This window comes from Amycolatopsis thailandensis, assembly GCF_042723255.1.
GTDB lineage: Bacteria > Actinomycetota > Actinomycetes > Mycobacteriales > Pseudonocardiaceae > Amycolatopsis > Amycolatopsis thailandensis.
In genome coordinates this window covers 1-13,173 of sequence record NZ_JBHXJK010000186.1, presented here as the reverse complement: position 1 = coordinate 13,173, position 13,173 = coordinate 1, and the positions used below count along the sequence as shown (strand labels likewise).

At 67.8% G+C, this 13,173-nt stretch carries 16 protein-coding genes; 6 read left to right on the top strand and 10 right to left on the bottom strand.

Annotated elements, in window-relative coordinates:
* Nucleotides 1-57: 57 nt before the first annotated feature.
* Genes ACFWMR_RS39500 through ACFWMR_RS39485 form a run of 4 tightly spaced genes read right to left on the bottom strand, consistent with a single transcriptional unit; the run spans nt 58 to nt 4,949 of the window.
* Complete coding sequence (locus ACFWMR_RS39500) at nt 58-1,197, bottom strand: family 2 encapsulin nanocompartment cargo protein terpene cyclase (RefSeq protein ID WP_378382094.1); 1,140 nt, start codon at nt 1,195-1,197, stop codon at nt 58-60.
* 28 nt (nt 1,198-1,225) lie between these two features.
* Complete coding sequence (locus ACFWMR_RS39495; protein WP_378382093.1) at nt 1,226-2,089, bottom strand: geranyl diphosphate 2-C-methyltransferase; 864 nt, start codon at nt 2,087-2,089, stop codon at nt 1,226-1,228.
* Nucleotides 2,090-2,142: 53 nt separating this feature from the next.
* A complete protein-coding gene (locus ACFWMR_RS39490) occupies nt 2,143-3,531 on the bottom strand; it encodes a family 2B encapsulin nanocompartment shell protein (protein ID WP_093937952.1) in 1,389 nt (462 codons plus the stop codon).
* Complete coding sequence (locus ACFWMR_RS39485) at nt 3,528-4,949, bottom strand: family 2B encapsulin nanocompartment shell protein (protein WP_378382092.1); 1,422 nt, start codon at nt 4,947-4,949, stop codon at nt 3,528-3,530. Before ACFWMR_RS39485 ends, ACFWMR_RS39490 begins: the two co-directional genes overlap by 4 nt.
* A gap of 495 nt (nt 4,950-5,444) precedes the next feature.
* Here ACFWMR_RS39485 and cmtR point away from each other — a divergent pair, with 495 nt between their 5' ends.
* From cmtR to ACFWMR_RS39470, 3 genes are read left to right on the top strand one after another with little or no spacing between them, the layout of a single operon-like run.
* A complete protein-coding gene (cmtR, locus tag ACFWMR_RS39480) occupies nt 5,445-5,783 on the top strand; it encodes a Cd(II)/Pb(II)-sensing metalloregulatory transcriptional regulator CmtR (protein WP_378382091.1) in 339 nt (112 codons plus the stop codon).
* Nucleotides 5,780-6,442 (top strand): cation transporter, encoded by a 663-nt coding sequence (locus ACFWMR_RS39475; protein ID WP_378382090.1) that lies wholly within the window; start codon nt 5,780-5,782, stop codon nt 6,440-6,442. The genes cmtR and ACFWMR_RS39475 overlap by 4 nt, the downstream gene beginning before the upstream one ends.
* Nucleotides 6,443-6,452: 10 nt before the next feature.
* The gene (locus tag ACFWMR_RS39470; RefSeq protein WP_378382089.1) at nt 6,453-7,064 is read left to right on the top strand and encodes a class I SAM-dependent methyltransferase; all 612 of its coding nucleotides are present in this window, start codon (nt 6,453-6,455) and stop codon (nt 7,062-7,064) included.
* Between the two features lie 6 nt (nt 7,065-7,070).
* On the opposite strand, the gene ACFWMR_RS39465 is transcribed toward ACFWMR_RS39470, so the two are convergent.
* Nucleotides 7,071-7,640: a TetR/AcrR family transcriptional regulator gene (locus ACFWMR_RS39465; protein ID WP_378382088.1), complete on the bottom strand. Its 570-nt coding sequence runs from the start codon at nt 7,638-7,640 to the stop codon at nt 7,071-7,073.
* 70 nt (nt 7,641-7,710) lie between these two features.
* Between ACFWMR_RS39465 and ACFWMR_RS39460 the strand changes: the two genes are divergently transcribed.
* Entirely contained in the window at nt 7,711-8,604 is an 894-nt protein-coding gene (locus ACFWMR_RS39460) for an NADP-dependent oxidoreductase (protein ID WP_378382087.1), read from the top strand.
* A gap of 6 nt (nt 8,605-8,610) precedes the next feature.
* Here the strand turns inward: ACFWMR_RS39460 and rraA are convergent, their stop codons facing one another.
* Genes rraA through ACFWMR_RS39445 form a run of 3 tightly spaced genes read right to left on the bottom strand, consistent with a single transcriptional unit; the run spans nt 8,611 to nt 10,272 of the window.
* Entirely contained in the window at nt 8,611-9,090 is a 480-nt protein-coding gene (gene rraA, locus ACFWMR_RS39455) for a ribonuclease E activity regulator RraA (protein WP_093937957.1), read from the bottom strand.
* Nucleotides 9,087-9,626 carry a hypothetical protein gene (locus tag ACFWMR_RS39450; RefSeq protein WP_093937958.1) on the bottom strand — a complete coding sequence of 180 codons (540 nt, stop codon included), beginning with the start codon at nt 9,624-9,626 and terminating at the stop codon, nt 9,087-9,089. The genes rraA and ACFWMR_RS39450 overlap by 4 nt, the downstream gene beginning before the upstream one ends.
* A gap of 46 nt (nt 9,627-9,672) precedes the next feature.
* Nucleotides 9,673-10,272 (bottom strand): TetR/AcrR family transcriptional regulator, encoded by a 600-nt coding sequence (locus ACFWMR_RS39445; protein WP_093937959.1) that lies wholly within the window; start codon nt 10,270-10,272, stop codon nt 9,673-9,675.
* A gap of 61 nt (nt 10,273-10,333) precedes the next feature.
* Here ACFWMR_RS39445 and ACFWMR_RS39440 point away from each other — a divergent pair, with 61 nt between their 5' ends.
* Nucleotides 10,334-10,573 (top strand): hypothetical protein, encoded by a 240-nt coding sequence (locus tag ACFWMR_RS39440; protein ID WP_378382086.1) that lies wholly within the window; start codon nt 10,334-10,336, stop codon nt 10,571-10,573.
* 47 nt (nt 10,574-10,620) lie between these two features.
* On the opposite strand, the gene ACFWMR_RS39435 is transcribed toward ACFWMR_RS39440, so the two are convergent.
* Entirely contained in the window at nt 10,621-11,241 is a 621-nt protein-coding gene (locus tag ACFWMR_RS39435; RefSeq protein ID WP_378382085.1) for an NAD(P)-dependent oxidoreductase, read from the bottom strand.
* Nucleotides 11,238-12,140 carry an EamA family transporter gene (locus ACFWMR_RS39430; protein WP_378382084.1) on the bottom strand — a complete coding sequence of 301 codons (903 nt, stop codon included), beginning with the start codon at nt 12,138-12,140 and terminating at the stop codon, nt 11,238-11,240. The genes ACFWMR_RS39435 and ACFWMR_RS39430 overlap by 4 nt, the downstream gene beginning before the upstream one ends.
* 79 nt (nt 12,141-12,219) lie before the next feature.
* Here ACFWMR_RS39430 and ACFWMR_RS39425 point away from each other — a divergent pair, with 79 nt between their 5' ends.
* Complete coding sequence (locus ACFWMR_RS39425; protein WP_378382083.1) at nt 12,220-13,107, top strand: LysR family transcriptional regulator; 888 nt, start codon at nt 12,220-12,222, stop codon at nt 13,105-13,107.
* Nucleotides 13,108-13,173: the final 66 nt, after the last annotated feature.

Below are 13,173 nucleotides of genomic sequence, written 5' to 3'. Positions count from 1 at the left end.
GGATACGGGACGTTCAACGTCCCGAATCCTCCACGCTCGGATCACACAACCACCCCGCTAGCCTGCGGGCTTCGCCTTGTATCGCGGGCTCGTCGAGTGCCATTCGAAACCGCCGCCCATCCATCCCCGCAACCCGCGCATGAACCGTTGCAGTTCGAGGGAAGGCACCGCGCTCAGCTTCTCGTGCGCCGCTTGGAAGTCCCGGACGACGTCGTTGTGCAGCTCGACGGTGATCGCCGTGGCCTCTTCGATCGAGCACTTCCGATCGTCGGCGATCAGCAGCACCGCGTTGCAGGGCGGCGACTCGTCCTCCAGATCCTTGGCGACCGAGTGCACGTCGTTGACGAGCACGGCCGCCGTACCCGCCTGGATCGCCGCCTCGCGGACCCTCGGGTCGTAATAGAGGTTCGACGTCAGTTCGTAGCCGCCGAGGACGTCGATCAACGTCATCGAGGTGTAGAAGCTGTCGTGCTGCCGGGCGGCGAGATACTCCCACGCCGGCGGGTATTTCCCGCTGTGGCGCCATGCCGCGTAGGCGGTCCAGCTCACGAACATCGCGAAGGTCGAGTAGCAGACACGGTTGACCTGCGCGGCCGTCCCGTTCCGCCGTAGGAACTCCGTCCCCGAGTTCAGCGCCACCAGAACCCGGTCGTTCCGCAGCGTTTCGTCGAGGTCGCGGCTGAATTCGCCCAAGGACGGCACCGGGTCCATGGCGGCCATCGCCAGCGCGAGTTTCGGCGGCAGTTCCGCCGGCACCGCGCCGAGCGAGGTGTCGTCGGCGTAGAGGTCGTCCGCGGCCCACCAGGCGGCGTTGAGCTTCGCGGAGATCAGCAGCTTGTCGGGATCTTCGCAGTCCGGGTGGGCGAGCATGACCAGTCTGCCGAAGCCCGCCTTCCCGATCTGCTCGCACTCCCCTTCGTCGAATCCGCACTCCGCCGCCCAGACGGCCAGCCGCCGGTCGACCTCGTCGGCGAGCGGATCGTTGATCCGTTCGGTGATCGGGCAGTACAGCGGCGGTGCCGACCCGTCACCCCACGGCCGGTACGCGTACGCCGGGTCGAGAGCGGGCGCCTCCGGCGGCGGAGCCTCCTCCGCCGCCGGAGAAACAGCGGTCAGCCGGGCCGCCAGCCGGGCGGCGGACGTGCCGAGTCCGCGCGGCCCGGCCAGCAACGTGGCCAGGGCACCCTGTTCCGTCATCACTCAACTCCGATGGGGTCTCGCGGGATCAGACGCGGTCCGCGGCGATGAGCAGATAGTGGAAACTGCCTTCGCGATAGGCGTCGAGGAACGGCCCCTCGATCCCGGTCGCCACCGACGACTTCGCCCGCAGCTCCCAGTACGGGATCGTGTCCGCCGTCAGGTCCACCACCGAGATCGGCACCAGGTCGTTGGCCGTCATCGCCTTGAAGTACTGGCTGCGCGGATGGATGTTGCAGGTGTAGTGCTGGTCGATCTGCGCGACGGCCTTGGACCGGCCGCCCGTCACGTCGTTGTAGCACCCGGTGATGGTGACGTAGCGGCCGCCGAACTCCAGTTGCCGCGCGTGCTCGGCGAAAAGCTCGTGGAGATCCACGTACATGGTGCTTTCGTTGTTCCAGATCGCCTTGCGCGAGCCGGTTTCGAAGCCGGTGTCGAGCATGTTGCGGAAGTGGTAGCGCACGCGATCGGAGACGCCCCGGATGTCCGCCTGGTGATTGGCGAACTCGACCTGCTTCTCCGAGATCGAGATCCCGTCGACGTGGCAGCCGAACCGCGCGTTGGCCATGATGCTGGACCCGCCGCGACCGCAGCCCGCGTCGAGGAGCCAGTCGTCCGGTTTGACGTCGCCGAGGTGATCGAGCAGGACGTCCGCCTGCGCTGTCTCCAGGCGGTGCATTTCGGCGATGATCCGCTCGTCGCGGGTGTCCTCGGGGCCTTCCAGCACCGACCAGTCGACCTCGCCGACCCCGTAGTGGTGGTGATAGAGCCCGTCCACGTCCCCGAGTCGGAGGTTGACCGGATCCTTCTCCTTGTTCCAGTACGACGCCACCGACTTCTGGTATTCCGTGCGCAGAATCTTGGCGGGAGCGGGGGTACGGGCGATCGTCACGTGTGTGGTCCTTTCTGGAGCCTTGGTGTTCGTTGTCGTTGCGGGACGAGGGGTCAACGGGCGACTTCGACGTTTTCCAGCACACCGAGCGCGTCGGGCACGAGTACGGCCGCGGAGTAGTACGTGCTGACCAGATAGGTGGCGACGGCCTGATCGGTGATGCCGTCGAACCGCACGTTCAGGCCCGGCTCGTACTCGTCGGGCAAGCCGGTCTGATGCAGCCCGATCACGCCGTTGTCCTCCACCCCGGTCCGCATGGCGAGGATCGAGGACGTGCCGCTGTCGGTGATCGGGATCTTGTCGCAGGGCAGCAGCGGAACCCCGCGCCACGCGGCGACCACCTTGCCGTCGACCGTCGTCCCTTCCGGATACAGGCTGCGGCGCGTGCATTCCCTGCCGAACGCGGCGATCGCGCGCGGATGGGCGAGGAAGAACTTCGTCTTGCGGCGACGGCTGACGAGTTCGTCCATGTCGTCGGGCGTCGGCGGGCCGGACCTGGTCTGGAACCGCGATTTGAGATCGGCGTTGTGCAGCAGCCCGAACTCGCGGTTGTTGATCAGGTCGTACTCCTGCCGCTCCCGCAGCGCGGCCACGGTCAGGCGGAGCTGCTCGTCGAACTGGTTCATCGGCCCGTTGTAGAGATCGGTCACCCTCGTGTGCACTCGCAGCGCCGTCTGCGCGACGGCCAACTCGTACTCGCGCGGCGAGATCTCGTAGTCCACGAACGTGCCGGGCAGCAGGGGTTCACCGTCATGACCGGACGACATCCCGATCTCGGACTCGCCCTTGGCGTTCTGCGGCTTTCCCTTGTGCGCCAGCATGTCCTGCACGTGACGCCGCATCGCCTCGGACCGGCCGTTGAGGTCGGCGAAGTCGTCGGCACGCAGGGTCAGCACGACGACCGGGGTGACGGCCTTGACGGTGAACGGCCAGTTCCGGTCGATCCCGGCGAGCATCTCGTCACCGAAGTGGTCACCGTCGGCCATGCTGCCGATGGTGGCTTCGGAGCCGTACTCACCCGGTGCCACCTTGGCGACCTTGCCGTGCGCGACCAGCACGACCTCGTCGAGCGGGGCGCCGTGGCTGACGATGGTCTCGCCGGGCTGGTACTCGTGCTGCACGAACCGGTCGGCGAGCGCGGTGAGGGTGTCCTCGTCGTCGAAACCCCGCAGCAGCGCCAGTTCCGCGAGTTCCTGCGGAACGACCCGGACCTCGGTGCCGACGTTGGTGAAACTCACCCGGCCGTCGCCGATGGCGTAGGTCAGCCGCCGGTTGACCCGGAAGGCACCACCGGTCGCCTCGACCCACGGCAGCATCTTCAGCAGCCAGCGCGGCGTGATGCTCTGCATCTGCGGCCGCGTCTTGGTGGTGGTCGCCAGGTTCCGCGCGGCGGCCGGGCCGAGACTGAGCCGCCGGTCGGCTTCCGGCGTCGTGGCGGTCATCCTTCGCGACCGAGTTCGGCGGCTTCGAGCACGGCCAGCGCGTCCGGTACGAGCACGGCCGCGGAGTAGTACGTGCTGACGAGGTAGGAGATGATGGCCTGCTCCGAAATCCCCATGAAGCGGACGTTCAGCCCGGGCTCGTACTCGTCCGGCAGGCCGATCTGACGCAAGCCGACCACGCCCTGGTTCTGCTCACCGGTGCGCATCAGCAGCACGGAGCTGGTGCTGGTCTGGCTCACCGGGATCTTGTTGCACGGCAGGATCGGGACCCCGCGCCAGGACGGCACCTTGTGCCCGCCGAGATCGGTGCCGGTCGGGTAGATGCCGCGTTTGCTGCACTCGCGGCTGAACGCGGCGATCGTGCGCGGATGCGCGAGGAAGAAGCCGGGTTCCTTCCACACCAGGGCGAGCAGGTCGTCGAAGTCGTCCGGGGTGGGCGGGCCGGTGCGCGTCGCGATCCGCTGGGTGAAGTCGGCGTTGTGGAGCAGGCCGAAGTCGGTGTTGTTGATCATTTCGTGCTCTTGCCGCTCGCGCAGCGCCTCGATGGTCAGGCGGAGCTGTTGCTCGGTCTGGTCCATCGGCTGGTTGTAGAGGTCGGACACCCGGCTGTGGACCCGCAGCACGGTCTGGGCGACGCTCAGTTCGTATTCCCGTGGCGAGGTTTCGTAGTCGACGAATGTGCCCGGCAGCAGCGGCTCGCCGTCGTGACCGGAGGAGATGTCGATCTCGGCCTCGCCGAAATCGTTGGAGCGCCCGGAGTCCTGCGACGTCTGCGCGATCTGCTCCTGCAGCGATTCGGACTGCTCCAGGATGCGTTCGAAGGCCTGGCGGGTCAGGGTGAGCACGGTGCAGGCGGTGGCCGCCTTCGCGGTGAACTCCCAGATGCCGTCGTCGTCGACGAGGGCCTGCGCGCCGAAGTAGTCGCCGTCCTTGACCACGCCGAGCGCGGTCTCGTCACCGTAATGGCCCGGGCCGGTCTTGGTGATCTTGCCGTGCGCGATGAGGAAGACCCGATCGGCCCGGTGCCCGAATTCGACGAGCACGTCGCCGGCCGCCACTTCCTGCTGTTCGAAACGCCGGGCGAGTTCGACGAGTACCTCTTCGTCGTCGTAACCCTTGAGCGGTTTCAGTTCTCCCAGTTCGGCCGGGATCACGCTTACTTCGGTGCCCGTCTTCGAGAACGTCACCCGTCCGTCACCGACCGCGTAATTGAGCCGCCGGTTGACCCGATAGGCACCGCCGTTGACCTGAACCCAATCGAGCATCTTCAGCAGCCAGCGGGACGAGATGCCCTGCATCTGCGGGACGGATTTGGTCGTGGTCGCCAGGTTTCGCGCGGCGGCGCGACCCAAACTCAGCTGCGGATTTTCCGACCCCTGGACACCTTCGGCGGAAGTGTCCGATTCGGTCACGGTCACAGCAAGGTCCACCCTTCGATAGTCGCTAGAACAAACAAGATCCACAAATCGCGGCGTGCCGGTCATGCCCCGAAGTGCGGCCCCGCAGGGATCAACATAGCAAGGTGTTTTGCCCGCACAAGCGCACTTTCAGGTAATGCGGAAAGGCCACCCGAATGCCACTTTTTCCATTACCTGAGAAAGCTTTTGTCATCATTACCGGGCGCCTTAATGCCCGCACACAACTGGTCCAGAAATTGTTCTGAAGTGTCATGCGAAGCCGCCGGGAAACTTCTCGGCGTGCTCGCGATGCGGCCGTTGGAGTGGGCGGCGCGCCCCGTTCGGGTCACCTTCGCGTCCACGTTCGGCGATGACTTGACAGTCTGCCACCGAACAGAGGGTCGCGTCCGGACACTCCGTCGTGTCAGTCACCCCGACGCGACCGGTCCTCTCGATGCGCTCGGCTCATTGTTCAGCCGTTGCTGATATGTCAGCTGACGCTGTACTGTCCTCTCCGTGCTGACATGTGAGACCCAGGGTGCCGCGCTGGCCCGGCTGGGGCGTGCCCTCGCCGACCCGAACCGATGCCGGATCCTGGTGGCATTGCTCGAAGGAGTGAGCTACCCGGGGCAACTGGCGGGCAGGCTCGGCTTGAGTCGCTCCAATGTGTCCAATCACCTCGCCTGCCTGCGAGGCTGCGGACTGGTCGTGGCCACCTACGAAGGCAGGCAGGTCCGCTACGCGCTGGCGGACGCGCATCTGGCCCGCGCGCTACGGGAACTGGTCCAGGTCGTGCTCGCCGTCGACACCGCCGAGCCCTGTGTGGACGATGCCGGCCTCGAGGTGCTCCGATGAGCGTGGAGAGCGGTTCCTGCGCGGACGACTGTTGCGCCACGACGTCCACGCGGTCCATCGTGGACCCGGATCGCCGCGCCGTGCTGTCCCGCCGGGTCCGGCTCCTGGTCGCCGCGACGATCACCTACAACGTCGTCGAGGCGGTCGTCGCCATCTCCGCGGGCACCGTCGCCTCCTCGACCGCCCTGATCGGCTTCGGCCTGGACTCGGTCATCGAAGTCGCGTCCGCCACGGCCGTCGCCTGGCAGTTCTCCGGCAAGGACCCGGAAGCCCGTGAGCGCACCGCGCTGAAGGTCATCGCGGTGTCCTTCTTCGCGCTGGCCGCCTACGTCTCCGTCGAATCGGTACGCACCCTGTTCGGCGCCGACCCCGCCGAGCATTCCACCGTCGGCATCGCGCTGGCGGCGATCTCGCTGCTCGTGATGCCTTTCCTGTCCCACGCCCAGCGTCGGGCCGGGCGCGAACTCGGCTCCGCGAGCGCCGTCGCCGATTCGAAACAGACCTTGCTCTGCACCTATCTTTCCGGTGTGCTGCTCGTCGGGTTGCTGCTCAACAGCCTCTTTGGCTGGTACTGGGCCGATCCGCTGGTCGCGCTCGTCATCGCCGCTGTCGCGATCAAGGAAGGCCGCGAAGCCTGGCGCGGCGAGCACTGCTGCTGAAAGGAATGCCATGACCCGGACAGCGCGCTGGAATCGTTACTGGGACGGCAAATCCCGGAGCTACGACCGGGAGATGCAGTTCCTCGACAGGAAGCTCTTCGGCGATTCCCGGGCGTGGGCGTGCGGTCAGGCCGCCGGCGACGTGCTCGAGGTCGCCGTCGGGACCGGTCTGAACCTGCCGCTCTATCCCGACGGCATCGCGCTCACCGGTATCGACCTCAGTGACGGCATGCTCGCCATCGCCCGCGGTCGGGCCGAACGCCTCGGCCATCCGGTGACGCTGAATCAGGCCGACGCGCACGACCTGCCCTTCGACGCAGGTTCGTTCGACACCGTCGTGTGCACCCTCGGGCTCTGCGCCATCCCTGACGACGGCAAGGCGTTGCGGGAGATGGCGCGGGTGCTGCGGCCCGGCGGCAGGCTCATCCTGCTCGACCACATCGCGAGTTCGTCGCGCGCTGTCCGCGGCCTGCAATGGCTCACCGAGAAGATCACCGTGCCGATGGCGGGCGAACACTTCCTGCGGCGCCCGCTCGACAAGCTCGACGATCTCGGCCTGACCGTGGAACATCGGGAACGGTTCAAGCTCGGGCTGGTGGAACGGCTCGTCGCCCGTAAGTGAGCGGGGTCAAGCGGCTTCCCAGGCCGCCTCGATCATCCGGAAGATCTCGTCCACCGCAGCCTCCGGATCGGCTGCCTCGCGGCCGATCGAATAGGCGTCGATCACGAACCTCGCGATCGTGCGGCAGGCCGTCGAGGACCGCGCCGGATCGGGATCCGCGGCGATCGCCGCCGCCAGCGATTCCGCGTGGCGCAGCCGCATCGAGTCCTCGTAATCCCGCAGCGCGGGCGATTCGTCGATCATGCGGAAGATCGGGGCCGACCCGTCCGCCGTGCAGTGCCGCACCATCGCGTGGATCTCACGCCGAAGCGCGGGGATGAGCGGCTCGTGCGGAGCCCTTTCGGTGACCGCTCGCGTGAGCCCTTGCTCGAAGTTCGCGTCCTGCTCGAACACCAAGGCCTCTTTCGAGGCGAAGTGGGAGAAGAGCGTGGTGACGGCGACGTCGGCCTCGGCGGCCACCTCACGGATGCCCACCTCGTCGTATCCGCGCTCCAGGAAGAGCCGCAGGGCGGTGTCGGCGATCTTCTGGCGCGTCGCGGCCTTTTTGCGCTCACGGCGTCCGGTCGGCACGGTCATGTGGCGACGCTATCAGATCCAAAACAACAACGGTTTCAAAACACTAACCGTTAGTGCTACGGTCGATCGCATGAAGAAAGTGATCTTTACCGAGTTCGGCGGTCCGGAAGTCCTGCAGCTGGTCGACGCCGAGGAGCCTCACGCGGGACCGGGTCAGGTACGCATCGCGGTGCGGGCGACGGGGGTGAACCCGGTCGACTGGCGGATCCGCGAGGGCCAGGTCCTGGGTGCCCACCCGACCGTGCTGCCGTCCGGGGTCGGCCTGGACGCCGCCGGGATCGTGGACGAGGTCGGCGAGGGCGTCACCGGCGTCGAGGTCGGCGACTCGGTCTTCGGCGAGGGTTTCAGCACGTATGCCGAGTTCGCGGTGATGTCCGCGTGGGCCAGGATGCCCGAGGACCTGTCGTTCGAAGAGGCAGCCGGATACCCGTCGGTGGTCGAGACCGCGCTGCGCGTCATCCGCGAAGTCGGCGTGCGGGCCGGTGAGACGCTGCTGGTCAGCGGCGCGTCCGGGGGTGTCGGATCGGCGGTGCTCCAGATCGCCCGCGAACGCGGCGTCGAGGTGATCGGCACGGCGGGCGCCGCGAACCAGGACTACCTGCGCGGCCTGGGCGCGGTCGCCACGACCTACGGCGATGGCTGGGTGGAGCGGGTGCGAAAGCTCGGCCGGATCGACGCGGCTCTCGACCTGGCCGGATCGGGCGTGCTCGGCGAATTGGTCGACCTGACCGGGGATCCGGAGAAAGTGGTCACCATCGCCGATCTCGGCGCCCCCGGATTCGGCGTCCGCTTCTCCGGTGTCGCCGGGAGCGTGCCGGACGCGCTGACCGAAGCCGTCGACCTCATCGCGCGGGGCAAGCTGCACATCCCGGTGGAGAAGTCCTACTCGCTCACCGACGCGGCCGCGGCGCATGCCGACAGCCACGCCGGGCACACCCGCGGCCGCCGGGTCATCGTCGTCTGAGCCGGCTCAGGCGGCGGGGAGAATCACGACGCCGTCGTCATCGGAATAAAGCGTGTCGCCGGGAGTGAAGGTCACTCCCCCGAAACCGACCGGGACGTCGACAGCGCCGACGCCCGCCTTGGAACTCTTGCGCGGGTTGGTGCCGAGCGCCTTCACCCCGAGCGGAAGTCCGGCGAGCTCGGCGCTGTCGCGCACCGCGCCGTGGACGACCACCCCCGCCCAGCCGTTGTCGACGGCGGATTTCGCGATCATGTCGCCGGTGAGCGCGCTGTGCAGGGAGCCACCGCCGTCGACCACCAGGACACAGCCCTCGCCAGGCGTGTTCAGCAGCTTCTTGACCAGGCCGTTGTCCTCGTGGCACGACACCGTCCGGATCGGACCAGAGAACTTCCGGTGCCCGCCGAACTGGCGGAACTGGGTGTCGCAGACGCGCAGCCGGTCGCCGTGTTCGTCGACGAGATCGGCGGTGGTGAAGGAATCGCTCACGGCGCCTGAGTGTAGGTGGCGATCAATCGGTTTCGCGCCTGCTCGATGAGATCCGCCACACGCCGGGCGTCGGGGATCGCCCTCAGCTCCAGTACCGGCGCTGCCCAAACGCCGCGAAGTTCGCTGGCCCTGACCCGCGAACGGCCCCACCGACTGCCGTAGGTGATCGTGCCGACGCCCGTCTCGTCCACCTTCACCTCGGGAGAGTGCTGGAGATACCGGAACCAGACCCATCGGAATTCCGTACCGGTCTGCCAGTTCACGACGAAAACGACCCGCTGGGTGGTGACCAGGTACGAGAGGGCGTGCTCCCTCGATCGCCGGTCGAGCAGGCGCTGGTGGATAAGGACGAAGAAGGCGGCGAACAGGCCGATGAACGCAGGCCATCCCGAGTCTTCCACCCAGAGGAGGGTCAGGCCGACGCAGGGAACGACCAGCGCGGCCATCTGGATGTACTCCGGAAACCACTTCCGCGGACGCAGCGGCGCCCCGGTCCACAGAACTTCTTCGCCCTCTTGCAACGGATACGTGTGCATCGAACCCTCCCCTGGATCTTCACCGGGAGTACGTCCACTCAGTCGCTTACGTTGCCTCGGGCGGGAAAACCGTTTCCAGCACATGAGTGAGAATCGCGGCGGGATCCGCCGCGGGGGCGACGGTCTGGCGCAGCGCGAGCCCGATCCCCAGAGCGCCCAGCATGACGACGACCTGTTCCAAGGGCAACGCGGGTTCGAGGCCCAATCGCCGGGAGTGCTCGGCGAGCAAGGCGGCCACCTCGTCGTCGTGGCGTCGCTGGATGGCGGCGACCAGAGTGGCGGTCTCCGGCTGCTGCGCCGTCGCGGCCAGCACTTCCGCGGCCGCCGCGCTCCACTTCGCCGCGTCCTTGTCCGCCACGTCGACGGGATTCAACGCCGCGATCACCTCTTCACGGGTGGCGGCGAGGGCGAGAGCTTCCCGTAAACCCCGGAGATGACCGTCCGCGTCGGCCCCGATGATCGCGAGCCACAGTCCTTCCTTGCCGCCGAAGTGTTTGTAGACGGCGCCGCGGGTGTAGCCGGCGTCGGCGGCGATCTCCTCGACCGTCGCCGCCAGGAAACCGCGCCGCAGGAAGACCTGACGCCCGGCGTCCAGCAGCCGCTCGTGAGTGCGTTGCTGCTGCTCGGCCCGTGTCAGCCTGATCATCGACCGTCCATTCAGTAACAGCACGTTTCTGGAAACACGATGTTACTGTATCGTCTGTCGCATGGAGTTCCTGGCACCCGTGGCGGCGTTTCTCAGCCTTCCCCTCTTCCTGGCCGGGTTCGCTTGGTACGCCGTGCGAGCCCGTAGCCGCGGTGTGAGCCAATCCCTGCTGGCGCCGATCGAGGAGATCTGGGATCCGATCGCGCACAAGACCAACATCGAGATCCAGATCGAGGCCGAACGCAGTCCGGAGACGCCCTCCCCGGGCGATCCGCCCGAGCTGAAGTGGCGGCTGCAGTGATTGACGGCACGCGGCGCGTCCGTCGTCATGGCGTCGCCAGGAGGCTGTCAGTACCCGACGGTGAAATGCCGGTCCCTGCCCGGATTCTCGAGTTCGTCCACGATGGCGACGGCCAGATCCTCCGCCGAGATCCGGGACGATCCGTCGGCCGCGACGAGGATGGTCGTCGTCCCCCGCCGGTAGGCGCCGGTCCGGACGCCGGGTTCGAGCATCGCGGGCGGGCTGAGGTACACCCAATCCCCCGCGTGCGCCTCGCAGGCTCGGAGCTGTGTCGTGCTGGCCGAGGCGATGGCCCGCCACTCCGGCGGCACGAATTCCGGATCGTCGATGACGAGACCGCCGGAAGGCGAGCGCAAGGGCCCGGCGCCGCCGACGACCAGGACGCGCGTGCCCGCGGCGACGTCGAGCAGGGCCTTGACCGTGGTGGCGACGGTGTCTTCCGCGCCCGGCGCCGGTCTCGTCGCGCCCACGACGGCATCGACTCCCGCGAAGACGGTGCCCATCCGGTCGACGTCGGTGAGGTCGCCGCGTACGACGTCGACGTCCGGATGCGGCGATTCCGGCGGAGTGCGACGGAAGACGGCGGTGACGTGGTGCCCGCGGGAGACGGCTTCGGCGACGACGCGGGAACCTGTCATACCTGTCGCTCCGACAACGGCGATCTTCATCGGACGACACCTTCCTTCTTGGTCTTCGGCGTGATCTGGCCCGCGACGATCGAGGCCAGGGCGAGCGCGAAACCGGCGAGCTGGATCAGGCCGAGCGACTGGCCGAGCAGCGCGGCACCGAGCACGGCGGCGACCATCGGCGAGAGCAGGCCGAGCACGGCCACGGAGGTGACCGGCAGGGACGTGATGCCGCGGAACCACAGGACGTACGCGAGCAGGCCGCCGATCAGGCCGAGCCAGAGATAGCCGAGCGCCGCGTTCAGGTCGATGGCGGGCGGCGCGCCTTCGAACAGGAAGGTCACCGGCACCAGGAACAAGCCGCCCGCGGTGAGCTGCCACGATGCGAACGCCGTCGGTCCGACGTCCGCCGGGCGTCCCCACCGTTTGGTGAGGGTGACGCCGAGCGCCATGGTCGCGGCACCGCCGAGCCCGGCGAGGATCCCGACGAGGTCGAAGCCCGCCGCGGGGCCGATCACGACCAGCCCGACGCCCACCATTCCGACGATCCCCCAGGCGAACCGCCACGCGGACGGGCTCTGCCTCAGCACGGCCACGGCGAGGATCGCGACGAGGAGCGGCTGGGCGGCACCCAGGGTGGCAGCGACTCCGCCGGGCAGCCGTTCGGCCGCGGCGAACAGCAGGGGGAAGAAGATCCCGATGTTGAGGACACCGAGCGCGGTCGCCTTCAGCCACCAGGTGCCGCGCGGGAGGGTGCGGGTGATGGCGAGCGCGATCAGACCGGCGGGCAGGGCGCGCATGAGCCCGGCGAACAGCGGATGTCCCGGCGGGAGGAGTTCGGTGGTGACCACGTAGGTCGTTCCCCAGACCATGGGAGCGAACGCGGTCATCGCGGTGCCGGCAAGCCCGGCGGCGATAGGTGTGGGCGTCAGCGTTTTCACGCTTCTCAGCTTCGACGCTACGGATCGATGAGTCCAACACATGTTTGTCACTTGATCCATCGTGATTCAAGATGAATCCATGGAGCTTCAGCAGATGCGGTACGTCGTGGCGGTGGCGGAGACGAACAGCTTCACGCGCGCCGCGGAACGGTGTCTCGTCGTGCAGTCGGCGCTGAGCCACCAGATCGCACGGCTGGAACGGGAACTCGGTGCCCGGCTGTTCGAGCGCACGAGTCGGCGGGTGCGGCTCACCGCCGCCGGAGAGGCGTTCCTCCCCGCCGCCCGCCAATGTCTCGACGCCGCCGAACGGGCGGGTTCGGAGGTCGCCGCCGCTGTCGGGGAGATCCGCGGGCGGCTCACCGTCGGCGTCATCCCGACCGTGGCGGCGGTCGACGTCCCGGCCGCGCTGCAGACGTTCCGCCACCGGTACCCGCAGGTCCGGATCGGGCTGCGGGTCGGGGCGAGCGGACAACTGGTCGAGCAGGTCAAGGACGGCGCGATCGAGGTCGCGTTCCTCGGCCTGCCCGTCTCCGACCGGCCGGAAGGCGTGAGCACCCGCGAGCTCGGGCGAGATGATCTGATCGCCGTGGTGGCGCCAAGCCATCCTCTCGCCGAAGAGTCCTCGGTTAACTTGAAGCGGCTCTCGTCGGAGGTGTTCGTCGACTTCCCGACGGGGTCGGCGGGGCGGGCCCAGACGGATCAGGCCTTCGCCGCCGCGAAGGTGTCGCGGGAGGTGGCCTTCGAGGTGACGGCCGCCGACTTCATGGCGCGGCTCATCCACCAGAGCCTGGGCGTGGCGCTGCTGCCGTCGAAGTACGTACCGAATCTGACCGGCGTGGTGACCGTGCCGGTGACGGACGCGCCCGCGCGGATCGAGCATCTCGTGTGGAACCGCTTCACGGTCACTCCGGCGGCGAAGGCCTTCCTGGAGATTCTGGGTGTCTTGCGTGATGAAGAGGGTCATTGAGAAGTAAGACAAAGGTGGCGTGGTCTCGGCGGCGATGTTCCCAATGTCGCATTCGTGTCGCTGAGC